Genomic DNA, 24,022 nt, shown 5'->3' on the forward strand with positions numbered 1-24,022 from the left:
CCTGTTCCGCTGCGTCACTCTGCGGTAACCGGGCTGATGGTTTCCTTGATCGGCTCCACGGAGTCAGCGGGAAAACCGCCCAGGCGAGCGTGTTCGCGGATCAATTCCGCGTTCGGTGCCACGTAGACGCAGTAGATTTTGTTGGGCGTCACGAACGACTCAATCCACTGAATCTGTGGTCCCAGACTGCGCAACACAGAGCAGGATGTCTGTGAGATAACTTTTAGCTGCTCAGCCGTCAGGTCGCCAGCGCCCGGTAGAGTTCTTTCAATCAGAAACTTCGGCATGCGAAACTCCTTTCACCACTCGCTGCCAACATAGCAGCGCACGTTGACGGGTGTCGCAACAGAAATGCAGCTTCGACCGCCAAAATTCGTGATTCCTAAGACCTGGTACGCCGGTCTCTGTGCCGCGTTCCTTGTCCTTCTGGCGTCAAGCATGTTCGCACAGCAGGTCGTTCAGCGTGGCACCTTCGGCCATCCTGGTGCAGTGTTTGACGAAACCGAGCAATGGACCACTCCGCTGGCGCTCGCGGAAGATCATGATGTCGTCATCTACATGCCGGACACGTCCACGCCGCAGTGGCTGCAGCGCAACTACAACAGCTACTTGAACAAGGGCACATACGTGCTTTCGCTGTTCACGTTCTATCGCACGCCCGCAGCCTGCCGTGCCAACCAGATTGCATGGGGCCTTGGCGACGCAGCACACCTGAACGCCTGTCTGGATATTGCGTATCGTGTGCGTCGAGCGCTGATTGACCCGGTTTCCAAGTCTGTCACGTTAGAGGCAGCGGCTATGGTCGACCAGAATGGCAACATTCAGCCCTCCAGCGTGCAGGAAGACCGCGTCTTTCGCACCTGGGATCAGCTCGACACCAATACGCAGACCGCGCTCAAGAAGGCCGATGAACTGATTAGTCGTCAAATGAAGATCTACGATGCGCGCCAGCAGAGCCTGCGCTAGTAAAGGAATACCCATATGTCCGTAGTAGGAATCAGCAGCACCACAAGCAACGAGATGAGCGCACCCGCCCCGCAGGCAGGCGCAGCTCCTGTGTACTCCAGCCCTATCGTTCCGCCTATCTCCGCGCCGCCGGACAATGCGAAGGCGCAGAACATCCAGGTGACGGAGAAGGCGTTGAAGCGCATCCGCTCCGCTATGCAGAAGGAAGGCGTTTCCGCCGAACAGGGTGGTTTGCGTGTGGGCATCACCGGCGGTGGCTGCAGCGGCCTCTCGTACAACATCCGCTTCGATTCGCAGGCCCGCGAGCGTGACCGCGTGTATATCTACGAGCAGGATGGCGACAAGGTGCAGATCTTCGTTGACCCCAAGAGCTTTCTCTATCTCAGCGGCATGACGCTCGATTTCGAAGAGACGCTCATGCGCCAGGGCTTCAACTTCATCAATCCGCACAGCACCAAGAGCTGCGGCTGCGGTTCGTCGTTCACAGCGTAAGGCATGCAATGAATCGCAGAGGCTGTGCCATTGGTGCAGCCTCTTTGCTTTCCGGACAAATGCAACTCGACTACATCCATACCACCGAACATCCCGTCTGTCGCGTGCCTGCGCGTTACTACCGCATGATGAATGCGGCAGGCGAGCATATCGGCAACATTAATCTCCGCCTGGACACCACGGAAGCCATCACCCGTTACGCAGGCCACATCGGCTACGAAGTGTTCCCGGAACATCGTGGATATCGTTACGCCGCGAGGGCTGTGCGGTCGCTGATTCCTGTCGCAAGAGAACACGGGATTGGAACCCTCTGGATCACCTGCGACCCCGAAAACACCGCCTCTCGCCGCACCCTTGAACTCGCCGGCGCTGAGTACGTGGAGACAGTGAACGTGCTCTACAACCACGCCATATTCCTCGCAGGCCATCCACGCAAATGCCGTTATCGGCTGGCTACTTCACCTGAAACGGATGCGCCGCAGATACCATCAGAAGAGACGCTATGACCTATTTCGAAGTCTTCAGCCTGCCCACGAAACTCGCACTCGATACTGCATCGCTTGAGAAGAGCTTTTACAAGCTGTCGCGTGAGTTCCACCCGGATCGCTTCGCCTCCAAATCTGCGGAGGAGCAGGCTGAGGCCACGGAGAAATCCTCTCTGCTGAACGATGCCTATCGTACGTTGCGCGATCCCATCCGGCGCACGGAATATCTGCTGGAGCTGGAAGGCGTCGAGCTGGAAGAGCAGTCGGTGAAGGCCACGGAGTCCGCGCGTGCTTCAGGCACGGAGAAGAAGCAGATTGTTCCGCCGGATCTTCTGGAAGAGGCCTTTGAGCTGAACATGCAGTTGGAAGAGATGAAGATGGCAAAGAAGATGGGTGACGATGATCCCCAGCTTCGCAAAGATCTTGAAGTGGCAAAGTCCAATTTCACCGCCATGCTTGACGATTCGCAGAAGCAGTTGGAAGCTCTTTGGACGAAGTGGGACGCAGGTGTAGACGCCGACGATGCCAATGCCAAGTCCGCAGCGAAGGATGCGATGGTGGCTTTGCTCAATCGCCGCAGCTATCTGCGAAACCTTGTGCGTGACGTGAACGCTGCACTGGAATAGCGAGTGCGCATCGCCCGAAGGTGATACGCACGCAAGCTGAATCTGAAATCAGGTGAGAAACGCGAAGCATTCCTGTTCCGTGAAGAAAAGAAATTTAAGCGCCCAGAGCCAATAGAACGCAGCCGGCAAGCCCTCCACCCAGAAGCGGTCCCAGCACGGGAACCCACGCATAAGCCCAGTCGCTTGGGCCTTTGCCTGCGATAGGCAATAGTGCATGTGCGAGTCGAGGTCCGAAATCGCGTGCTGGATTGATGGCGTAACCGGTGGTTGCACCGAGCGACAGGCCAATCGACCAGATAAGAAGGCTAACTAACAGCGGGCTAAGCCCAGCCGCTGCGCCGGTTGTCAGTACCAGCTTGCTGCTCATGCCGCCTGCAACTATCACCAGTACAAACGAAGCCAGTGCTTCGCAGAACAGCGCCCATCCATAGTTGCGCACAGCAGGGCTGGTTGCGAAGACGCCCAGCTTTGCATCCTGTGCTTCGGTCAATCCCCACAGAGGCAGATAGAACAACCAGGTCGCAGCCGCGCCGCAGAATGCTCCCGCTACCTGTGCCAACACGTAAGGAATCAGGTGGCCATACGCATGGCCCTTGATCGCAAAAGCCAGCGTGAATGCGGGATTCATGTGCGCATCGGGGGAGCCGAACAGCTGCGATACGAAGATGCCGCACAGCACGGCGAAAGCCCATCCTGCGGCGACGACCATCCATCCTGCGTCTTGCGCCTTGCTGCGCTTCAGTGTCACTGCTGCGCACACGCCGTTACCCAGCAGCAGCAGCACAAATGTTCCCATAAACTCGCCCAGCACCGGGCTGCGTGCAATCACAAACATCTCCTTCGGAACGCAACCACTCTACTGCGGCAGATACTGCTGTGCCAATGTTGTAAACGCACTCACCTGCGCTTGCTGCCATGCTTCGTCGTGACCCAGTTCCGCGGCCATTAACTGTGCAACGCGCGGCGCCATGGCAATGGCCGCTTTTGCATTCAGTAGCAACGCACGCGTCCTGCGCGACAGTACATCCTCAACGGTAATGGCCATCTCCTCGCGCGCGGCCCAAATGACTTCTGCCGCAAGATAGGGAAGCGCCGGATGCAGTTGCTGCGCAAGCTCTGGCGACGAAGCGGCCAGTGCACGAATTTGCGCCGCATCGCTGCCGTACACCTGCAGATGCCCCAGGTCTGTTGCATCGCTCCATCCATGCACATGCAGATCAGCCGTCGTGCAGGTCACATCGGGCAGATGCCCCAGTGTTGCCGCATGATTCACCGTGTCTTCAGCCATGTGGCGGTACGTCGTCCACTTGCCGCCAACGATGGTCAGCAGGCCACTGCTATCAATGTGAATCGTATGGTCGCGGGATAGAGCACTTGTCTTCGATCCGTCACTGCCAGCGGCCTTCACCAGCGGCCGAATGCCGACGTAGATGGCCAGAATGTCATCGCGCGTGGGTTTACGCGAAAGATATTCGCCCGCAGTCTCCAGTACAAACTCAATCTCTTCTTCCAGCGGCTTCGGCTCGTAGCTGGGATGATCAATCGGCGTATCTGTCGTGCCAACGACAGTGTGCTCATGCCACGGAATGGCGAAGAGCACGCGGCCATCGCTGGTGCGTGGCACCATGATGGCTGTATCTGCGCGAAGAAAGCTCTTCTCAAATACAAGATGAATGCCTTGCGATGGCGACACCATCGTCTGCACATCGGGCTCGGCCATGCGTCGCACTTCGTCGGTGAAGATACCGGTCGCATTCACTACAACCTTTGCTTGAACGTCAAAACGTTCGTCAATGACGCGGTCTTCCAGCGTTACACCATGTAGAAATCCATCATCGCCACGCAACAGGCCGACCGCTCCGCAGTAGTTCAATACGGTCGCGCCATGGTCCGCTGCAGTCATCACCAGATGCGTGAGCAATCGTGTGTCATCGAACTGGCCATCGTGATAGACAACGCCACCACGCAGACCCTCATGCGAGATCGTCGGCAGGCGTTCCAGTGTTTCTTCGCGCGAAAGAATCTTCGACTTGCCAAACGAATACTTCGTCGCCAGCAGGTCATAAATCTTCATGCCGATGCCATAGAACGGAGCTTCCCACCACTCATAGTTCGGCACCACGAACGGCAGATCGTGGACAAGATGTGGAGCGTTCTGTCGCAGCAAACCGCGTTCTTTCAATGCCTCCATCACCAGGGAGATATTGCCCTGCTCCAGATAACGCACACCGCCATGCACCAGCTTGGTGCTGCGGCTGGATGTGCCTTTTCCGAAGTCCTCTCGTTCGACAAGAAGTGTTTTATAGCCACGAACAGCAGCATCTACCGCAACACCCACGCCTGTAGCGCCGCCGCCGATTATCACCACATCCCACGCGGTATTGCCGTGTGTCTTTACGGCATCAAGCATCGCTGTACGATTCATGCGTTCCATCCCTTCGCGCGTTCCACGGCTTCTTTCCAGCGCGCGTATAAGGCATCGTAATCCCGCTGCGGCGTGAACAGCGTGCCTTCGCCCTGCACGCGCTGAATCTCGTCGGTGCTGTTCCAGAAGCCAACGGCAAGCCCTGCAAGAAACGCCGCGCCCAGTGCTGTGGTCTCCAGATTTGCGGGGCGATGTACGGGTACACCCAGTAGATCTGCCTGAAACTGCATCAGTGTGTCGTTCGCCGTTGCACCACCATCGACGCGCAATTCGCGCAGTGGCACGCCCGTGTCTGCATTCATGGCACGCATCAGATCCGTCGTCTGCAGCGCAATGCTCTCAAGCGCGGCGCGCGCAATGTGTCCCTTCGTTGTGCCGCGACCAATGCCAATGATGGTTCCGCTGGCATACGGATCCCAGTGCGGTGCGCCAAGCCCTGTAAACGCGGGCACAAACAGAACACCGCCGTTGTCCGGGACGCTTTGCGCAAGCTGTTCCACTTCGCTGCTGGATGCAATGATTCCCAGTCCATCGCGCAGCCACTGCACCACTGCGCCGCCAATAAATACGGAGCCTTCCAGCGCATATTCCGGTTTGCGATTCGTGGAGCAGGCAAGCGTCGTCAGCAGACGATTCTGGCTCTCACGAAATTCGTTGCCAATGTGCTGAAGCAGGAAACATCCGGTGCCATAAGTGTTTTTCGCATCGCCGGGCTTTGTGCACATCTGTCCGAAGAGAGCCGACTGCTGATCGCCCGCAATACCTGCGATCTCCACACCTTCAAGCCCCAGCGTGGTGCTTACAGGGCCAAGCTTTTCGCTGGACCACACCACCTCCGGCATCATGCTGCGCGGCACACGCAACAGCCGCAGCATTTCGTCATCCCACTTGTCTTCAACGATGTTGTAGAGCAATGTGCGCGATGCATTGGTGCGATCGGTGAGGTGTTTCTTGCCGCTGGTCAGGTTCCACACCAGCCAGCTATCCACGGTGCCAAACGCCAGTTCACCACGCTCTGCTTTCTCGCGCGCACCGGCAACATTGTCCAGAATCCACGAGACCTTCGTGCCACTGAAATAAGGATCCAGCCGCAATCCGGTACGGCGACGAACATCTTCTTCCACGCCTTCGTTGCGAAGCTGTTCACACATGGATGCCGTGCGGCGGTCCTGCCAAACAATGGCGTTGTAGACAGGCTTGCCCGTCGCGCGCTCCCAAACTACGGTGGTTTCGCGTTGATTCGTAATGCCGAGCGATGCTACATCGCGGGGACGCACACCGGCGCGCCCCAGCACTTCCACGGCTGAGGTCAACTGGCTGGTGAGAATCTCAAATGGATCATGCTCCACCCAACCTGCTTTACCCTCAGGGAAAATCTGCGTGAACTCATGCTGCGCTGTGCCTGCAATCGCGCCTGCATGGTCTACCAGAATCGCGCGCGAACTGGTCGTCCCCTGATCCAGCGCCAGAACATACTTCGCCATAAACCGCCTCACCACACGCCGCGAAAGCTTCAGCAGCGCAACGGAGCCACCATATCACCGCGCGGTTACGGATTCCACCGGCGCTAAAGCCTTGGTACAGCGGGGACATGGCGAATACGCGTACACTTTTCTTAAGGGGTTTCGCTGATGGTCTTCGTTCTGGACAACTACGATTCGTTCACCTACAACCTGGTGCAGTATATGGGCGAGCTGGGCGCGGAGATGGTCATCCGCCGGAACGACGAGCTGACGCCGGAAGAGATTGAAGCGCTGAACCCGGACCATATCCTGATTTCGCCCGGCCCCTGCACGCCGCAGGAGGCTGGTGTCTCCATCGATCTGATTAAGCACTATGCCGCGAAGGGAAAGCGCACGCCGATCCTGGGTGTCTGCCTTGGCCATCAGGCGTTGGGTGCGGCCTTCGGTGGCAATGTGGTTCGCGCGGCACGCCTGATGCACGGCAAGACCAGCCGCGTGCAGCATGATGGACGCACACTGTTCGAAGGCATTGATCAGGACATGACCTGCACACGCTACCACTCGCTGGTGGTCAGCCCGGAAGGTCTGCCAAAGGAGCTGGAAGTTTCTGCGCGCACGCAGGACCCCGAGGGCGAAGTCATCATGGCATTGCGCCATCGTGAACTACCCATTGAGGGCGTGCAATTCCACCCGGAAAGCGTCCTCACGCAAAACGGAAAACGTTTGATTGAAAACTTCCTGAAGATGTAAATCGTATGCGCCGCTCCTTCGTTTTCTCTGCAGCTCTCGTGTGTGCGATTCATGGCAATGCGCAGCAACCGCTGGGCTCCGTGAAGACGCAGGGTAACGAAGTCAGCGGCCTGGTGCGTGTGAGCAATGGCAACGCGGTGATTGGCAACAGCGCTGCTGTGGCTGCCGGTGTGCAGCCTGCTGAAGTCACTTTGAGCCGTGGCGGCTCGGTGAAGATTTGTTCCGGATCAGCGGCGCATCTGGCTCAGACGACCATCGCCGTGGCCAAACCTCCCATGGTGATGGCGGTGGACCGCGGGGCAATTGAAATTCGCACGGCAGCGGAGAAGACCGACAGTATCCTTACGCCGGACCTGCGGTTCGAGCTGTCCGATGCAGCGCCATTGGATTTGCGTATCCGCATTGTGCCCAACGGCGATACCTGCGTGGACAATGCGGGCAAGAATGCCCCGATTCTGCATGTAACGGAGACGTTTGGTGACGGCACGTACTTCGTCCGGCCGGGCCAGCGCGTGTTGTTTGAACATGGCAGCCTGCGCGAGGTCGTAGACCACGAAAGCTCATCCTGTGGGTGCCCGCGCCCTGACGATCTTGTTCTGGCAGGCAAGGGCAAGCTTGGCGATGGCAAGATTACAGACGAAGCGAAGGCGCATCCATTCCCTGAGGCTGTAAGCCAGGGATTGCAGCAGCCCGAACCTCCGCAGCCCGCGCCCGTGGGCGAGACACACACTCGTGTGAACAGCACGCTGGCTTACAGCGGCACCACCAACACCGTCGTCGGGCCGCCGGGAGAGAGTACAACGGCTGCGGATATTGCAGCCCCTGTAGCCGCAGCCCCGGCAGCGCCTGTTGTTGCGCCTCCGGCTGCAGTGCCCGCAACGGATGTGCATGTGGCATCCACAAAGCCGCCGGAAGAAGGCCCGCATCCATTCCGGGCCATCGGCAACTTCTTCAGAAAGCTATTTGGCGTACACGATTAGCCGATAGGGCAGGCGTTACTCCTCAGGAGGTACGCTCTCTTCAAGATCGCGCTCAATCGACTCTGCCTTCGCTGCATCTTCCGGGAACAGCTTTCGGAGACCCAGCAACAATGCCTCGGGCGAGTAGGTTTCCACGTGCAGGTCGACGGACGTGTTCACATTGGTCCTGTTGCCGGTTAGCACGCGTTTGACGGTGGGGTGAGATATCTCGATATAGCGCAGCAGCCTTTCGGCGTTGCCATCGCTATGCCCATTTACAACGCAGGCATGCACGTTTGGGAAGAGTTCCAGCGTGGCACGCGCTTCCGCATAGGAATACGCGGTGATGACGTTGAACTTGGCAGTCTCCAGCACCAGCTTGCGGGTGGAAATGCTGCCCGCGAACTCGTGATCGACAACCAGAAAGCAAGGACGAAGAAACATGGTGCCTCCAAACGGAGGTCACTCAGAGGTTATTTCTGAGCGACGGCAATCCGTTGGATGCCTTGCAGGTCTGATACCCAGCCCACATTTGTCATGTTTTCTAACAACTCGTCGACGATCGCAGTCCGTCCAGCGGTTTCCAGCAACAGCCAGCCGCCGGGGCTCAGAGCTGCAAACGCCTGAGGAATAAGGCTACGCAGAACATCGTGCCCGTCTGCACCACCAAACAACGCCAGATGTGGTTCGTACTCGCGCACCTGCGCGTGCAGCGTGTTCTTCTCAGTGAGAGGAATGTACGGCGGATTCGACACGATCAGGTCAAAGGTTTCGCCGGTTACTGCCGTCAACAGGTCTGACTGCAGAATCCGCGTACGGCTCAGCGTTCCCAGGCGAGCAGCGTTGTCCTGCGCCACTGCCAGTGCATCCGGCGAGATATCCAGCGCAGCCACGAGGCTTTGAGGGTATTCCAGCGCCAATGTCACAGCCAGAATGCCGCTGCCCGTGCCCACATCCGCAATCTTCAGCGGAGTCTTGCGGTCCGGGAACAGACGCAGCACCTCTTCCACAATGTGTTCGGTTTCAGGGCGGGGAATCAGCACATCCGGCGACACGGCAAACTCGCGTCCAAAGAACTCCTGCGAACCACGCAGATGCTGAATCGGCACAGCATGGCGACGTTGCGCCAGCATGCCCTGGAACGATCCGGCTTCCTCTTCCTTCAGTGGGCGGTCCGGCTGCGCCATCATCTGTACACGTGTCAGGCCGGTGGCGATTTCCAGGATCTGCTGCGCATCGCGTGCTGCGTTTTCACGCAGGTCCTCACGCATAGACAGGCGCATGGTGCCAAAGCGCAGTGCGTCGTCTACCGTGCAACCTTTGATCTTCAGCGGTTCGTGCGGCTGCAACTCCTGCGGCATTACGCAGCAACCTCGGCTTCCGCCTTGAGGCGTTCGCTGGTGTCGTGCGCAATCAGCGCATCAATTACCGGCTGCAGCTTGCCTTCCATCACATATTCCAACTGGTGCAGCGTCAGCCCAATGCGATGATCCGTCAGGCGGTTCTGCGGGAAGTTGTACGTGCGAATCTTTTCGCTACGATCGCCGCTGCCCACCTGCGATTTGCGCGCACTGGCCTGTGCCGCGTGCTGCTTCTCCATCTCCACTTCGTACAGGCGCGAACGCAGAACGCGCATCGCCTTTTCGCGGTTCTTGATCTGCGACTTTTCGTCCTGGCAGCTTACAACCGTGTTCGTGGGCAGATGCGTAATACGGATGGCGGAATATGTGGTGTTTACGCTCTGTCCGCCAGGGCCAGATGAGCAGAACGTATCAATGCGCAGGTCCTTCTGCTCAATCTTGATGTCTACTTCTTCCGCTTCAGGCAGAACTGCAACTGTGATGGCAGAGGTATGCACGCGGCCCTGTGTTTCCGTCGCCGGAACGCGCTGCACGCGATGTACACCGCTCTCATACTTCAGCGACGAATACACGCGGTCACCTTCGATCATCGCGGTAACTTCCTTCAATCCTCCGACAGAGGACTCTGTCTCAGAGAGCACTTCTACCTTCCAGCGATGGAGTTCGGCATAGCGCAGGTACATGCGGAAGACCTCTGATGCGAAGAGCGAAGCCTCGTCACCGCCAGTAGCCGCGCGGATTTCCAGCACTACGTTCTTTTCGTCGTTCGGATCCTTGGGCAACAGCATGATCTTGAGCTGCTCTTCAATCTCGGGCAGACGGCCTTCCAGAACAGTCAGTTCTTCCTGCGCCATAGCCTTGATGTCGGGATCGCTCTCGGTCAGCATCAGCTTCGCGTCGGCAATGCCATCGCGTACGCCCTTGTATTCGCGGAAGCGCTCAATGACTGGCTCCATGTCGCGGTGCTGCTTGGCGGTCTTTTGAAAGCGCTGCTGGTCGGTCACCAGCGATGGGTCGGCAAGCTCGCGTTCAAGCTCCTTGAAGCGTTGTTCGAGCTGTTCCAGACGGTCAAACATGGGCAATCTTCTCCTCCTGCGTACACGCAGGGTTCAGCAATATGGGGAAACGGGAAAAGGGTCGCGTGAAACGCGAAAAGCCGCGGCAAACGCAGCTAGGCAAAGCCAAGGCGTGCCGCGGCATGTCGGGAAGCACCAGCCGGATTGTACAGAGCGCGCAGCATCGCTTATTTGATGATAGCGCGACGACCGCGATGCACAGGCCAGATACTGCAGGGAGGCTAGATGGCGCGCAGAACACGCGCCGGCAGGAAGATGATGGCGGAAACCAGTTCCAGTGCTCCATCCACGGCAATGCCCACCAGCCGGAACGGCAGCAGAAACAGCCAGACCAGCGGATACAGCACGATCGCGAGCAGAGCCAGCGGCCAGCACATGACGAAAAGAAGGCAGAACAGCAGCAGCTTCAACATGGGTTTATCCCCCCTTGCATGACATACGCCAACTGCACGAAAAGGTTCCGCCGAATGCTTACTTCGCGTCGTTGTACTCTTCCAGCCACGCCATCTGGATGGCTTCCAGAATGCCCTCGTTGGACTTCGCCGCGTCGCCGGTAAAGCCGGGCAGGCCGGTGATCATCTTATGCATGTCCGTAAAGCGCACCGAAAGCGGATCGGTGTCCGGAAACTTCTCCTGCAACTGGATGCCGATCTCCTCGGCATCTTCCCAACCAAACTCAAAGGGCATGGGGTGCTTAATCCTTCTGCGCCGTAACGGCGGCGGGCTTGCCTTCCTGCACGTAGTTGCGGTTCCACGCAGGAATCTCCACAACGTAGGTTCCGGGCTGGGTAATGACGGCCTGGCAGCCCAGGCGCGAGTTCGTCTGTGGTCCTGCAGCCAGGTCCACGCGGTCCAACTCATCGTCTTCCGGATCGCTCAGTCCCGGCGCGCCTTCCTTCACATACAGATGGCAGGTGGTGCAGGCGCACACGCCGCCGCAGGCGTGGTCCAGGAAGATGCCGTAGTTTTCTGCGACATCCAGAAAGCTCATCGGCTGGCCGTGGCCGTCGTAGGGCAACGTGCCGAAGGGGAACTCCACGGTCTTGCCTTCCGGCTGAAACGTCACGCGGACAATGCCCTCGGCGGGCGGCTTGGAAAGATCAATTTCGGGCAGTTCAACGTGATGTTCTGACATGATATTTGCTCTGTTGTTCATTCTATCGAACGGGCATGTCTGCGCAGAGCAATCTCCATGACAACCGTGTTGATTGTGAAGCCAATCCAGAAGGCAAAGCCGAAGAACTGGTGCGGAGTCCACCCGGTGAGTCGCGCCGTGGCAAAGAAGATGCCCATAACGGGGCGGGTCGTGGCGATGCCCAGCACAATGGCCGTGGCCCGCAGCGTCCAGCGCCGATCCGCACTGGCATCTCCGGCGCGCCAGGCACGAAAGCTCTGCGCCAGAGAGAAAAGAAAGAGCAGGTTGAAGACGACTACCGCTGCCCCTTCAACGCTCCCACCCACCGGGTGCGCCGCCATGCCGAAGGCCGTAAGTCCGACAATCAGCCCCAGTATGTAAAACGCCGCCCGTACCGGTTGCCGCAGCCGTGTCCGGTTCCAGTACACCAGCGGCAGAACGCACACAAAGACCAGCGCGACGACGATGTGCGCATAGGTCAACGAAGCATGGGAGCGGAAGAACTGATCCAGCCTCTGCAAATCAGGCGGTTCCGCGGAGGAAGGCGTTGTCCCGAGTGCCAGCAAGCGCCGCATCCCCGCGGCAATAGCCACCAGGACACATAGCCAGAAACCAACCCGAAGCGCTGAAGGTAATGGCGTTAGTTCATGTGGTCGGGAATGGTGTGTCTGTGCCATGGAGCCCCTATTGAGCTAAACGAGAGAACCTGCCCCCTGGTTCCGCAATGGGCTTCGCTTCTGATCAAAAAACATGTTCATAAAAGTCCGACGATGGCACGGAAGTTGCACCGCCGGGATGCGCCTGCCTTGGGGACTGGTCGGGGTCTCCGATGTATCCTCAACCTCAGAAGGCGCCAATGCTCTGCAGCGGAGGGTTTCATCGTGCATAACGTTTTGGTTGGGGTCGGCTTCGTACTGCTTATCCTCATCCCGTGCCTTGTGGCCGTCTTCAGTTCGTCCAAGGAAGGTCATTCCGGTAATACGGGTGAGCACGAAATCCCGAAGGAACCCACGCGTCCTCGCGGTCACAGCCCATCCCGTATCCGTGAAGCCGCCGCTGCCATGACAGCGCGCAAAGAAGCAAAGGCTGCTGCCGAAGAAGCTGCCGCACGCGGCGAACGGCCGTCACGCATCCGTCAGGTAGCAGCGGCTGCATTCACGCGGCCTGAGGCGAACAGCGCAGGCGAGCGTCCATCTCGCATTCGCAACGTTGCTGCTGCAATCAAAGCGCGCCCGCCAAAAGACGTTCCCATGGCGTCTGGCGATCCCGGAGCGGTAAAGCCGAGCATCCGGGAACTGCGCGCAAAGCACGCAGCCCCCAAGCCGCCTCGTAGTTAGTTGTCTTTCTTCGTTTCGTCGATCTGCGCCGGTGCAAACGGGTGCGGAGCGGCCGGGCCATCGCCGATGTTTTCACCCGCCGCGTCCATCGTCTTGCCGGTCATGGCCTGCTGTAGCGTGGTGTCCATCATCAGTTCCGCAAAGCGGCGCGTTGCCTTATCCAAACGGTCAATGGCAGCGCGGATGTCCTTGTAGTCCTGCTTCTGGATCGTGTCGTCAAGATTCGCCTGCGCTGCGTCCACTTCGGCAATTTCATCCGGCGTTAGCTGCTGCCAGGCGGCATGATTGCGGCCCTTCGCCACGGCTTCGCGAATGGTGTTCGCCTCGTTCGTGGCTTCAATCAACTGGCGCTGTTCCAAGTCCTCTTCCGCGTGATCGAACGAGGCCAGGATCATCTCTTCCACCTGGTCGTCTGACAGGCCGTAGGTTGGCTTCACTTCAATCTCGGACGCCTTGCCGCTGCGTTGTTCCTTCGCGCTCACCTGCAGAATGCCGTTCGCGTCGATCAGGAACTTCACCTCAATGCGCGGCAGGCCTGCCGTCATCGGCGGAATGCCCTTCAGATCAAATCGTGCCAGCGAACGGCAATCCTTCGCCAGTTCGCGTTCGCCCTGTACCACGTGAATGGCGACGTTCGTCTGGCCATCCACGCCTGTGGTGAAGTGTTCCGTAGCGCTCGCGGGAATGGTGCTGTTGCGCTGAATGATCTTTGCCGCCACGCCGCCCAGAGCCTCAATACCCAGTGAGAGCGGAGTCACATCCAGCAGGAGCAATTCGCTGGTGGCGGCAGAGCCACCGGCCAGAATGTCCGCCTGCACCGCCGCGCCCATAGCGACGACTTCATCCGGATTCAGCTCCGTATGCGCCTTCTTGCCGCGTGCCGAAAGCTGGAAGACCTCGTCCACCAGTGCACGCACCGCGGGAATGCGTGTCGATCCACCGACCAGGACAACTTCGTCAATCTGCGCAGGCTCAAGCCCCGCATCCTTCAGCGCCTGCCGCGCCGGTGCCGCAGTACGTGCAATCACCGGCTGGATCAGCCCTTCAAACTGCTCGCGCGTAATCTCGCGCTGATACTTCTTGCCATTCGCCAGCGCGATATCGAACTTTGCAGCTTCATCCGCTGACAGCGCGATCTTTACATCAATCACGGCCTTGCGAACGGTCTGCACCACCTCGGGCGTGGGGGCAATGCCAAGCTCGTGCTGAATCTCATCCAGCGCAATGCGTAGCAACAGATGATCAATGTCGTCGCCACCCAAATGCGTGTCGCCGTTGGTGGCGATCACTTCAAAGATGCCGTCGTGCAGCTTCAGAATCGACACGTCAAAGGTGCCGCCGCCAAAGTCATACACGGCCACGGTGCCCACCTTCGCACGATCCAGACCATAGGCCAGCGCGGCTGCGGTTGGCTCATTGACCAGTCGCAGTACATCCAGCCCGGCGATGCGTCCTGCATCTTTCGTAGCCTGACGCTGCGCATCGTTGAAGTACGCGGGAACGGTGATGACGGCCCTGGTGATAGAAGTGCCAAAATAACGCTCGGCATTTTTCTTCAACTGCTCCAGCACCAGCGCGGAGATCTGCGGCGGCGTCAGCACGCGGTCGCCCACGTGCAGCTTCAGCACTTCGTCATCCTTCTGATCGTCGGCAATGCGGAAGGGAAACAGCGAAAGCTCGTCGCGCACATCATCCATGCCGCGACCCATCAGGCGTTTTGCGCTGTAGACAGCATTCGCGGGCGAAGACAAGAGCGTACCGCGCGCGCCATTGCCCACCGTCACCGTGCCGTTTTCAATGGCCACCACCGAAGGCACCAGGTTTGACCCGTCTTCGCCGGGAATGACAACCGGAACGCCATTCTCAAGAAAGGCGACAAGTGAGTTGGTAGTGCCAAGATCGATGCCGACGACGCGTGTCTGTTCTGCCATACCGTTCCTATTCCAGATGCGCCTCTGTGCAGTAAAGACGCACAAAAGCCCGACTCTTCATTGTCGCATTCCATGCGATTTTCAAGGAAATCAGACTGTTACAAAGCGGCGGCGCGACGTTTCTGCGGCCAAATGCGTCTGAAAATACATGCGTCGCTTTGTATCCCTCGTCCTCCTTGCAGTCGGACCTGCGCTTTCGGCGCAGACGGCGCGCATGGAGGCGATTGTGCCCACTGCTCCCGCCGTCGTCGCAAACCGCAAGAATCACGCCACGGTTACGATTGACGCGACGAAGGGGTGGATTGATACCGGCATCCCGCTGGTGGCGGGGGATAGCTTGACCGTGAAAGCGGACGGCACACTCACCCTGGCGAACGGACAGACCATTACGCCAGAAGGCAAGGAACACTTCTGGCGCGATCTTCTGCGGCAATATCCTTTGCCCACCGCGCAAACCGGCGCATTAATTGGCCGCATTGGCGATAACGATGCCGCATGGCCCTTCAGCATTGGCGTGGGTGGAACCATCCCGGTGCGCTCCACCGGCAATCTTTTTCTGCGGGCAAATCTCAGCGAAGACCTCACTGCCACCGGTAGCTACAAGGTTTCGGTGAACCTTGCACCTGCACCGCGTGCTTCTACCGCATCTGCATTGAACCTGTCGCAACTGCTGCAGCCTGCAATCTTTGATACATTTCCACGTCGCGATGACGATGGTCAGGGCAACGACGGTGACGCCGTGAACTTTGCGCTCATCGGTTCGGAGCAGCAGGTGCAGGACGCGTTTCTCCGTAGTGGATGGTTCACGGTGGACGCGGATCGCAACACCGCCATCCTGCACGGACTACTGGCCACGCTGTCCAAAGAACCCTACCGAGAAGTGCCTATGAGTTCGCTCTATCTCTTTGGCCGTCCGCAGGATATGAGTTTCGCGCGGGGTGACACATTGCGTGTGGCTGCGGAGCGTCATCATCTGCGCATCTGGAAGACAACCCAAACGGTTAATGGCCAACCGCTTTGGGTGGGTTCTGCGACGTATGACAACGGCTTTGCTCGCGACAGCCGCAATGGCCAGGTGACTCACAGCATTGCGCCAGCCATCGATACGGAACGCGATTTTCTGCGCGACAGCTTCACTTCCACAGGCGCCGTTGCTGCTGCAGCTTATGTCACACCGTCAAATCCGATACGCGAGGCAAAGACCGCGACTGGCGCTAGTTTTCATTCCGACGGACGGATTCTCGTGATGTTGTTGCAGTAAGATAGGCCCGCAAACGGAGGTCTTCCCATGAGCACCGTGAATGTTATCTCTGCCATCCGCTATCGCGATTGCAACCGCATGATTGAGTGGTTGAAGCAGGCCTTTGATTTCGCGGAATACGCTGTCTATCGCGGTGACGATGGCGTAGTGCAACATGCGGAACTTACACTCGGCAACGGCATGATTATGCTCGGAACAGTCGGTGCAAATCCTGCGACCGCAGGGTGGTATCTGCAGCCGGACGAAGCAGGAAATCGTGTGACCTCGTCGATCTACCTGATTGTGAAAGACTGCGCCGCAGCGTGGGAGAAAGCGAAGGCCGCGGGAGCCACCGTACTGATGCCTCTTGAAACAAAGGATTACGGCGGCAGCGGCTTCAGCGTGCGCGATCCCGAAGGACAGATATGGAGCGTCGGCGACTACGATCCGTGGACAGCGCCGAAGAGCTGAGAGTGTCGCCTTCTAAACCGTCTGTTCCTCGCAGTTGTAACAGGTGAATTGATCGCGTCCGCCTTTTTTGGAGCGGTAGAGAGCTGCGTCAGCATTGTCCACCAGGTCGTCGGACGACCAGTTGTCGGTCCAGACCGCGATACCCATGCTGATGGTGACGGGTTCTTTCTCCCAGTGGAAGGCGTGCATCGCTTCGCGAATCCGGCCGGCCAGGGCGACGGCTCCCTGCGCGTCGGTCCTCGGCATCAGCACCGCAAACTCTTCTCCACCAAAGCGACACGCTGCTTCATCTGCGCGATTGGTGCGGTTCAGAATCGTTGCTACGTTGCGTAAGACTTCATCGCCGTAGGGATGACCAAAGCGGTCATTAACGCGCTTGAAATGGTCCACATCCAGCAACATCAGCGCCAGCGGCTCTTTGCTTCGTTGCGCAGCAATTACGGCTGTCTCCAGCCGGGAGTCAAAGGCACGACGATTCCACAATCCGGTAAGAGCGTCGGTAAGCGCCAGTGAACTTAGCTTGCGGTTCGCCTCTTCGAGCTCTTCCTGGACGTCGCGCAGGTGCTGTTCGCGCTCACGTTGTTCCGTCAGATCAACGGAACAGCAAGCCAGCACCGGATCGCCATTGGAGTCGCGACATGGTGCTTTGGTAGTTCTCCAGTAACTTTGCCTGCCATCCGCTTCCTTCAGATCCAGGAATGTTTCCTGTGGCTTGCCCGACTGCAGAGCCGCCCGGTCTTCCTGAAAAACGCGCTCGGCTGTCTCTTCATCCCATAAATCGCGGCTTGTCTTGCCCAGCCATGCTGTTTCGTTGATGGCAAAGCGATCCGCCAGTTTGCGGTTATAAAAGCGGAGCCTGCCATCCTCATCTTTCAAATAGATCTCAGCCGGAACGTTATTCAGGATGGTCACAAACATTTCACGGGCACGTTCTCGTTCCTCCAGCAAATCTGCCATGGAGCGCGCCCGTTCACGCAACTGGATACGATTGCTGAGCTGCCGTCCGAGCACTTCCAGTGCACGAAGCTGCTGTGGGGTCAGCGCCGACGGCGCAGTGTCCATCACGCACAACGCTCCTACTGCCGTGCCGTCAATGGTGGTGAGCGGCGTGCCTGCGTAGAAACGAATCCCGCCACCCACAGGCCCGCCAAACCGCGCATCTTCCACGGTGTCTTCCACTACCAGAAGCTGCTTGCTTTGTATGGTGTACTGGCAAATCGACTCACGCACGGGCATCGTTCTGGCCCCTTGAAAGCCCATGCGCGCCTTGATGAGTTGGGTCTCCTCATCCAGCAGCGTCATCGCGCTCAGTGCCTTGCCGCACAGAGCTGCAGCAAGTTCCACCAATTCGTCGAACTCCCGCTCATCCACCTCTTCCATCAGCCCAAGCTGGCGGAGAATCTCACTCCGCCTACGGGCTGCCTGTAGCAAAGCTGTGTCGGTCTGGGCAATCGGCAACTCGGTTTAACCTCCAGGGGCGATCGGAGCGGAAGCCATAAGCCTCTCCGTCGAACACATTTTTAATCTTTCACGACGACGCTGCGTCCCGTCGAGTCCTTTTGCAGGTGTGTCATACATCGGCGGTGATCGTGTGGAAAAAAGATTAACCAGTCCTCGGGTATCGCCCTGGAATAGAAGCGCTTGCGCTCCTCAATGGTCCGCAACGGATCCAGATCAAATCCCATCACCCATCCCAGATCCAGGTGTGCGCTTGTGGGAATTAGATCGCTGACAAAGCACCCATGCTCACCACCGCTTTCAATGTGGACGGCCATGCATTGCCGCGTATGTCCGGGGTAGCACTCCAGCGTGATGCCGGGGATCACTTCGGCATGCGTACCTTCCACCAGCCGCATCTGGCCAGTGGCAATCATTGGCTCGTAGTTGTCTGCCACATAGCTGACGCGGTCGCGCTCCCACTGATGGCGTCCATGTTCCACTTCGCCGCGATGCGCAATGTATTGCGCGTTCGGAAAATACGGCACCGCCTTGCCGTCTGCATCCAGCACGCTGTTCCATCCGCAGTGATCCCAGTGCAGATGCGAATTGATGACGATGTCGATGTCTTCCGGCGCAAGCCCCGCAGCCTTCAGTGAAGCTGGAAGCCGTTCCTGTATCGCGTAAATCTCTTTCAGCTTGGGGACAATCTTGTTGCCGAAGCCGGTTTCAATCAGCACGTTCCTGCCGCTGATCTTCACCACCACGCAGTTCAAACCAAGCATCACGCGGTTCTTTTCATCGACCTCAACCTTGCGTGACCACAACGTCTTGGGCACTACGCCAAACATGGCTCCGCCATCGAAGAGGCAGGTGCCATCGGTACACACCACAATCTCGGCATCTCCCACGCGGGCGCGCCCACGGATCAGCGCATCATCGTCTGTTGCAAGAAACTCAATCGGCATCAGAAACAGCCTACCGCCTTGCCAGAGGTGTTGTAGATACCGCGGTCGTTGCAGGCTTATTGCAAGCCGTGGGATTTCAGAAACAAGGCCGTGCTCTTCCAGTACAAGCCGCCATCCCGCGATATCGCCATGGCACGCGGCCGATCCAGTGCGAACACCTGGTCATCGACGATGCGCCATGCGGCGCGCAGCTCCCATCGATTGTCGTTGGTACGTCCCAGTGTCAGGAAGTAGTCGCCGCCTTCCACAAGGGGCTGCTGTGCTGCCGTCAGCGCAGCCAGTACAACGTTGCTGTCCTTCCATAGCAAGCCTCCTCGTTGCACGATATCCATCGTCCGTTCGCGTGGCGTCGTACCCTGATACACCTTTTGCACGGCAGCTACTGAAGTTGTCACAACGCCAAGACCACCTGTCGTCAGATTGGCATCGCTTTGCAGGATGTGCGCTCGCACAACGGCCTGATCGGCTTCGGCAGGCGTAAACGGCGGCATTTCAATTTCTGGACCGGACAATCGACGGAGGTCGCCCTGCCCCAGGTTGTAGTGACCTTCCAACAGCGGAGCCAATCCGCGGATACCCTCTTGCGCGTAATCGGCGATGGCTGCTCCCGTTGCGTTGTATGCCTGAATGGTTGCCATGCCGCCGGATAGGTTTGTTGCCAGCGCGTCGGAGCTGATGGCACTGCCGTCAATGGAAGCGCACGCACGTCCCTGTGGTGCACACGCGTTTTTTAATAGCAACACTGCGGAGGGTGGTTCGGTGGAACCTCCACCAATCGTCTCTCCAAAGAAGACAAGGTTTTCGCCCGGAGCGGGATAGCGCACACCCGGTTGGCGCAGCGTAGCTCCGTTGTTGTCATCGAAATAGACAGTGCCGCCCGCCATAACAAAGCGAAGTATGGAACCCTGCGGAGGCGGCGACGGCGCAGAAGCTATTTCACTGCGGTGTCCTCCTGAAAATCGATTCGATACGACCGATGAAGATGGGAATCCCGCAGGCGCGCGCAGAATCACTGTGGGCAGAACGGTAAGCACCGTCACCATGCCGTTCTTGTCCGGCGCCAGATACGCGTCCGTACGTAAAACCACGCCTTCGGCGGTGACACTATTTACGGCATTCGCGCGCAGGTTGAGGGAAATGGGGCGGTCCACCACGCCAACGGAGCGGTTGCGCATATCGAGAGCGTTTTGCCCGTTAAAGGCTCGCAACGCAATCTGCAGATCGCGATCGATGTTGTGTCGATCACCCCGCAACTCGGGAATTACTGACTTGGAACCGGAGCCAAGAACATGATCCTGCGCCGGCGCAACGAACGGCATCACGAACGCAATCACGCAGATGTGAAAACGCTTCACGGTGGCAGCAGTGTATCTCTTGAATCACTGCTGCCACCGTCGATTTTCAACTGTTATTTCATGCCTTGTGACGGGAGGCGTAGAGATCGGCCTCGTTCCACAGGGCATCTGGCGCTGCTGCTTTCGCCTCTTCAAAGGTGACGCGCGCCTTACGCCGGTATGCCAGGTTCGACATGAATGACGCCACCGAAGACCGATAGCCCACTTCCACCGTGGCATTCACGCTGTTCTTGTTGCGGGAACGGATTGCTTCAAACCAGTTGCCCATGTGCGTGACACCCTTTGTGGTCGATTCAATGACCACGCCGTTGGGATCGTTCGCTTTCTCCGGCATAAACTTCGTGCCGCCGCGTGAATTCTGGCTTCCGGTCACCATCCCTGTGGAGCCCGACACATGCTCAATCGTCCCATTGGATCCCAGATAGTGTTCGCCCAATCCATAACGCGAATTTGAGAAGGTGGACTGCCACAGAACGGTGAGGTCGTTCGGATATTCCAGTGTTACGGCAATGGTGTCAGGCACCTGTCGCCCATCTTTCTCGCTGAACACGCCACCCGCACAATACGCGGCTGCCGGAACATCAAGATCCAGCGCGGTTGCAATCCACGCAATCTGGTGCACCATGTTTTCTGTAATGTTGCCGCCTGAGAACTCCCAGAACAGCCGCCAGTTGATGAACTTGTTTGCATCAAATGCGCTCTTGGGGCGGTTTGCCAGGAACAGGTCCCAGCGCACATGTTCCGGGTTGCAATCTTCAGGAATAGGACGCACCCACTGACCTTTGCCGCGCGGTGTGTTGCGGCTCATCCACGCTTCCACCATGGTTAACTTGCCCAGCTTGCCGCTCTTGACCCAGTCCTGCACGTCGCGCAGCTCACCTTCGCTTTCGTGCTGCATGCCAATCTGCACCACCTGTTTGGATGCCTTTGCGGCATCGCGGCAAGCCGTTGCGTCCGTTATGTTGTAGGCCATCGTCTTTTCGCTGTACAGGTCTTTGTTTGCCTGCAGCGTGGCAAGGAAATACTTGGCATGCAGATGCAGCGGCGTTGCATTGATGACCGCGTCCACGTCCTTGTTTTCCAGCAACTTCAGCGGATCGTCATAGGTCTTGATGTTGGGATATTTCTCCTTCATCATTTCCAGGCGACGTGTGTATGCGTCAGCGGCAGCCACAATTTCAATGTTTGGCTCCTTGAGAGCATCCCGCAGGTCCTGCATACCGCGATCGCCGCATCCCACCAGTGCGATTCGGATGCGGTCGTTGGCGCCAAGTGCGCGCGCGGTGGGCATAGCTGCGAGCGCTGTCGCGGCTCCCATGGTTCCAAGGAAGGTTCTGCGAGTGATCATGAGTCGGTTCCTTTGGTGAGCTGAAAGCATCTGTCGGCGAAGGCCCAACTGCTGAGGTTGGACCACTGCAATAGAACCTTTGCCGAAGCGCATACCAATCTAGACCAGAAATTCCGTCCCCGTCACGCGAATCTGCGCCATTTCTTTCGAGTTTTACTTCCAATGGAAAGCCGGCTCACAATCTTGTTGGAACCGCTTCCAATCTGCCGTATTTTCTGCGACATCTTCACCTGTGCGGGTGGCAGCGTTATCATCGCCTCACTGTGAAGAATTTTTCTGCTCACTTCCTGCGTCTTGTGGGTGCTGCTGCTATCGCCGCAGTCGCCCTGCCTGCCCTTGCACAGAACAACGCCACGGAATATCGCTTTACCTTTCCAGACGTGGTGCACCACGTGGTGCAGGTGGAGGCTACCTTCCATAACGTGCCGCAGCAGCCTCTTACCGTGCAGATGAGTCGCTCTTCACCGGGCCGTTATGCCGCCTTTGAGTATGCGTCGAACGTCTTCGAAGAGAAGTTCACGGATGAAAACGGCAAGCCGCTGGCGGTTACGAGACCCGACCCGCGCTCATGGACTGTGAGCGGACATCATGGCACCGTGCATGTGACCTACAAACTGTTTGGCGACCGGGTTGACGGCACGTTCATGGCGGTCGACACGACGCACGCACATTTGAACTGGCCTGCGACGGTGATGTGGGCGCACGGTTTTGACGATCGTCCGTCGAAGCTGACCTTTGTTGTGCCGGATGGTTTGAACTGGAAGATTGCGACGCAGCTTTATCCCACGGCCGATCCGAATACGTTCACATCGCCGAATCTGCAGTACCTGATGGATAGCCCTGCGGAGCTTGCGAATTATGCTCTCCACACCTTCCAGGTGCCAGCATTGAAACCCGGCGGCAAGGCCCAGACCATCCGCGTTGTGGCGCATTCGCAGGCAACGGATGCAGAGCTGGCTGAGTACTTTGCGGGCGTGGAAAAGATTGTGAAGGAAGAGCAGGCCGTCTACGGCGAATTGCCTGACTATGAGCCGGGCTATTACACCTTCCTTGCCGATGCACTGCCGTGGGACAACGGCGATGGCATGGAGCATCGCAACAGCACGGTGATGACCTCACGCCAGCTTGGTTTGAGTGTCGTGGCGCACGAGTACTTTCACAATTGGAATGTGGAACGTATTCGTCCTGAGGGATTGGAGCCGTTCAACTTCCGCGATGTGAACATGAGCGGTCTGATGTTTGTTGCGGAAGGCTTCACGCAGTATTACGGCAACCTCGCAATGATCCGCACAGGGCTGACACCGATGCCGCGCGGCATGATGGGATTCGCGCGCGATTTGAGTAACGTGATCAATTCGCCCGCAACACAATATCGGTCCGCAATGGATATGAGCCGCATGGCGCCGTTTGTGGATGGTGCGAGCGATCTATTCCCGACGTACTACAACAACACATTTGTCTCGTATTACACGTTTGGCGATGTGGTGGCGATGGGGCTTGATCTGTCATTGCGCGTGAAGACGAACGGCAAGGTGACGCTGGATGACTTCATGCGTGCCATGTGGTTCGCATACGGCAAGCCCGGTGGCCCAGAACCTGGCCTTGTAGGTCATCCGTATAGCATTGCGGATGTGCAGACGCAGCTCGCAAAGGTAAGCGGCGATCCGGCTTTCGCTGCAGATTATGTGAAGCGTTACATGATCGGCACGGAGAAGGTGGACTACGCTGCGCTGCTACAGCATGCAGGCTTCGTGATGAAGAAGCGCGGCGGCGCTACTCTGGGCAATATCTATCTGGCAAAGAAGGGTGACCCTGTGCGTCGTGGTCAGGCACCTGCCGGGCCGGAGACGTTGCGCGTTGCCGCATCCACCATTATTGGTTCGCCCGCGTATCTTGCGGGATTGGACTTGGATGATGAGTTGATCAGTGTAGGCGGTGTGGCGATTAACTCTTCTGCGGATGTGGAGAAGGCCATCGATGGACACAAGACTGGCGACAGCGTGGAGCTCATCTTCAAGCGTCGTGGTCAGGAAGTACGTTCGAAGGCTGTGCTTGCGGAAGACCCTTCGCTGGAGATTGTTCCTGTGGAGACTGCAGGCGGAACGCTAACTGCGGAACAGAAGGCGTTCCGCGAAGCGTGGCTCGGAAGCAAAGCGAAGTAGTTATTCCTCTGTATGTTCAAAGGGCACGGCTCTCG

General features: G+C 58.1%; 26 protein-coding genes. 10 read left to right on the forward strand and 16 right to left on the reverse strand.

What is annotated here, in order from left to right; translation table 11 throughout:
* Positions 1–14: 14 nt before the first annotated feature.
* On the reverse strand, positions 15–287 hold the full coding sequence (locus tag JAO32_RS02535) for a DUF4242 domain-containing protein (protein WP_334237168.1): 273 nt from the start codon (positions 285–287) through the stop codon (positions 15–17).
* 151 nt (positions 288–438) lie between these two features.
* On the opposite strand from JAO32_RS02535, the gene JAO32_RS02540 reads away from it, so the two are divergent.
* From JAO32_RS02540 to hscB, 4 genes are read left to right on the forward strand one after another with little or no spacing between them, the layout of a single operon-like run.
* On the forward strand, positions 439–966 hold the full coding sequence (locus JAO32_RS02540; protein ID WP_334237170.1) for a hypothetical protein: 528 nt from the start codon (positions 439–441) through the stop codon (positions 964–966).
* A gap of 15 nt (positions 967–981) precedes the next feature.
* Positions 982–1,458: a HesB/IscA family protein gene (locus JAO32_RS02545; protein ID WP_334237172.1), complete on the forward strand. Its 477-nt coding sequence runs from the start codon at positions 982–984 to the stop codon at positions 1,456–1,458.
* A gap of 8 nt (positions 1,459–1,466) precedes the next feature.
* Positions 1,467–1,964, forward strand: a complete 498-nt coding sequence (locus tag JAO32_RS02550; protein ID WP_334237174.1) for a GNAT family N-acetyltransferase — start codon at positions 1,467–1,469, stop codon at positions 1,962–1,964.
* The gene (hscB, locus tag JAO32_RS02555) at positions 1,961–2,569 is read left to right on the forward strand and encodes a Fe-S protein assembly co-chaperone HscB (protein WP_334237176.1); all 609 of its coding nucleotides are present in this window, start codon (positions 1,961–1,963) and stop codon (positions 2,567–2,569) included. The genes JAO32_RS02550 and hscB overlap by 4 nt, the downstream gene beginning before the upstream one ends.
* A 94-nt stretch (positions 2,570–2,663) precedes the next feature.
* Here the strand turns inward: hscB and JAO32_RS02560 are convergent, their stop codons facing one another.
* From JAO32_RS02560 to glpK, 3 genes are read right to left on the reverse strand one after another with little or no spacing between them, the layout of a single operon-like run.
* Positions 2,664–3,398 (reverse strand): MIP/aquaporin family protein, encoded by a 735-nt coding sequence (locus tag JAO32_RS02560; RefSeq protein ID WP_334237177.1) that lies wholly within the window; start codon positions 3,396–3,398, stop codon positions 2,664–2,666.
* 27 nt (positions 3,399–3,425) lie between these two features.
* Positions 3,426–4,994 carry a glycerol-3-phosphate dehydrogenase/oxidase gene (locus tag JAO32_RS02565; RefSeq protein ID WP_334237179.1) on the reverse strand — a complete coding sequence of 523 codons (1,569 nt, stop codon included), beginning with the start codon at positions 4,992–4,994 and terminating at the stop codon, positions 3,426–3,428.
* A complete protein-coding gene (gene glpK / locus JAO32_RS02570) occupies positions 4,991–6,478 on the reverse strand; it encodes a glycerol kinase GlpK (protein WP_334237181.1) in 1,488 nt (495 codons plus the stop codon). The genes JAO32_RS02565 and glpK overlap by 4 nt, the downstream gene beginning before the upstream one ends.
* Positions 6,479–6,625: 147 nt before the next feature.
* On the opposite strand from glpK, the gene JAO32_RS02575 reads away from it, so the two are divergent.
* Both JAO32_RS02575 and JAO32_RS02580 read left to right on the forward strand, forming a co-directional pair.
* Positions 6,626–7,207: an anthranilate synthase component II gene (locus JAO32_RS02575; protein WP_334237183.1), complete on the forward strand. Its 582-nt coding sequence runs from the start codon at positions 6,626–6,628 to the stop codon at positions 7,205–7,207.
* 5 nt (positions 7,208–7,212) lie between these two features.
* Positions 7,213–8,187 carry a nuclease gene (locus JAO32_RS02580; protein WP_334237184.1) on the forward strand — a complete coding sequence of 325 codons (975 nt, stop codon included), beginning with the start codon at positions 7,213–7,215 and terminating at the stop codon, positions 8,185–8,187.
* 15 nt (positions 8,188–8,202) lie between these two features.
* Here JAO32_RS02580 and JAO32_RS02585 read toward each other — a convergent pair whose 3' ends face one another.
* The 7 genes from JAO32_RS02585 to JAO32_RS02615 form a co-directional block, all read right to left on the reverse strand.
* Positions 8,203–8,610 (reverse strand): response regulator, encoded by a 408-nt coding sequence (locus JAO32_RS02585; RefSeq protein ID WP_334237186.1) that lies wholly within the window; start codon positions 8,608–8,610, stop codon positions 8,203–8,205.
* 29 nt (positions 8,611–8,639) lie between these two features.
* On the reverse strand, positions 8,640–9,527 hold the full coding sequence (prmC, locus tag JAO32_RS02590) for a peptide chain release factor N(5)-glutamine methyltransferase (RefSeq protein ID WP_334237188.1): 888 nt from the start codon (positions 9,525–9,527) through the stop codon (positions 8,640–8,642).
* Positions 9,527–10,603 carry a peptide chain release factor 1 gene (gene prfA, locus JAO32_RS02595; RefSeq protein ID WP_334237190.1) on the reverse strand — a complete coding sequence of 359 codons (1,077 nt, stop codon included), beginning with the start codon at positions 10,601–10,603 and terminating at the stop codon, positions 9,527–9,529. Before prfA ends, prmC begins: the two co-directional genes overlap by 1 nt.
* A gap of 221 nt (positions 10,604–10,824) precedes the next feature.
* Positions 10,825–11,016, reverse strand: a complete 192-nt coding sequence (locus JAO32_RS02600) for a hypothetical protein (protein WP_334237192.1) — start codon at positions 11,014–11,016, stop codon at positions 10,825–10,827.
* 58 nt (positions 11,017–11,074) lie between these two features.
* Positions 11,075–11,290, reverse strand: a complete 216-nt coding sequence (gene iscX / locus JAO32_RS02605; protein WP_334237193.1) for a Fe-S cluster assembly protein IscX — start codon at positions 11,288–11,290, stop codon at positions 11,075–11,077.
* A 7-nt stretch (positions 11,291–11,297) separates the two neighbouring features.
* On the reverse strand, positions 11,298–11,738 hold the full coding sequence (locus tag JAO32_RS02610) for a 2Fe-2S iron-sulfur cluster-binding protein (protein ID WP_334237195.1): 441 nt from the start codon (positions 11,736–11,738) through the stop codon (positions 11,298–11,300).
* A gap of 17 nt (positions 11,739–11,755) precedes the next feature.
* Entirely contained in the window at positions 11,756–12,415 is a 660-nt protein-coding gene (locus tag JAO32_RS02615; protein WP_334237197.1) for a DUF2306 domain-containing protein, read from the reverse strand.
* Positions 12,416–12,619: 204 nt separating this feature from the next.
* Between JAO32_RS02615 and JAO32_RS02620 the strand changes: the two genes are divergently transcribed.
* On the forward strand, positions 12,620–13,075 hold the full coding sequence (locus JAO32_RS02620) for a hypothetical protein (protein WP_334237199.1): 456 nt from the start codon (positions 12,620–12,622) through the stop codon (positions 13,073–13,075).
* Here JAO32_RS02620 and hscA read toward each other — a convergent pair.
* Positions 13,072–15,006, reverse strand: a complete 1,935-nt coding sequence (gene hscA / locus JAO32_RS02625) for a Fe-S protein assembly chaperone HscA (protein ID WP_334237200.1) — start codon at positions 15,004–15,006, stop codon at positions 13,072–13,074. The two genes, JAO32_RS02620 and hscA, sit on opposite strands and share 4 nt — an antisense overlap.
* A 148-nt stretch (positions 15,007–15,154) precedes the next feature.
* Here hscA and JAO32_RS02630 point away from each other — a divergent pair, with 148 nt between their 5' ends.
* Together JAO32_RS02630 and JAO32_RS02635 are read left to right on the forward strand one after the other, a co-directional pair.
* On the forward strand, positions 15,155–16,267 hold the full coding sequence (locus JAO32_RS02630) for an LssY C-terminal domain-containing protein (RefSeq protein ID WP_334237202.1): 1,113 nt from the start codon (positions 15,155–15,157) through the stop codon (positions 16,265–16,267).
* Positions 16,268–16,294: 27 nt separating this feature from the next.
* Positions 16,295–16,717, forward strand: coding sequence for a VOC family protein (locus JAO32_RS02635; protein WP_334237204.1), 423 nt, complete (start codon positions 16,295–16,297; stop codon positions 16,715–16,717).
* A 12-nt stretch (positions 16,718–16,729) separates the two neighbouring features.
* Here JAO32_RS02635 and JAO32_RS02640 read toward each other — a convergent pair whose 3' ends face one another.
* The 4 genes from JAO32_RS02640 to JAO32_RS02655 form a co-directional block, all read right to left on the reverse strand.
* Positions 16,730–18,175, reverse strand: coding sequence for a sensor domain-containing diguanylate cyclase (locus JAO32_RS02640; RefSeq protein WP_334237206.1), 1,446 nt, complete (start codon positions 18,173–18,175; stop codon positions 16,730–16,732).
* 62 nt (positions 18,176–18,237) lie between these two features.
* Positions 18,238–19,122 carry an MBL fold metallo-hydrolase gene (locus JAO32_RS02645; protein ID WP_334237208.1) on the reverse strand — a complete coding sequence of 295 codons (885 nt, stop codon included), beginning with the start codon at positions 19,120–19,122 and terminating at the stop codon, positions 18,238–18,240.
* 56 nt (positions 19,123–19,178) lie between these two features.
* Positions 19,179–20,477 (reverse strand): hypothetical protein, encoded by a 1,299-nt coding sequence (locus JAO32_RS02650; RefSeq protein WP_334237210.1) that lies wholly within the window; start codon positions 20,475–20,477, stop codon positions 19,179–19,181.
* Positions 20,478–20,535: 58 nt separating this feature from the next.
* A complete protein-coding gene (locus tag JAO32_RS02655; RefSeq protein WP_334237212.1) occupies positions 20,536–21,825 on the reverse strand; it encodes a Gfo/Idh/MocA family protein in 1,290 nt (429 codons plus the stop codon).
* 263 nt (positions 21,826–22,088) lie between these two features.
* Here JAO32_RS02655 and JAO32_RS02660 point away from each other — a divergent pair, with 263 nt between their 5' ends.
* The gene (locus JAO32_RS02660) at positions 22,089–23,987 is read left to right on the forward strand and encodes a M61 family metallopeptidase (RefSeq protein ID WP_334237213.1); all 1,899 of its coding nucleotides are present in this window, start codon (positions 22,089–22,091) and stop codon (positions 23,985–23,987) included.
* Positions 23,988–24,022: the final 35 nt, after the last annotated feature.

Origin of the sequence: Terriglobus sp. ADX1, from assembly GCF_036877645.1 — a bacterium.
Classification (GTDB): Bacteria; Acidobacteriota; Terriglobia; order Terriglobales; family Acidobacteriaceae; genus Terriglobus.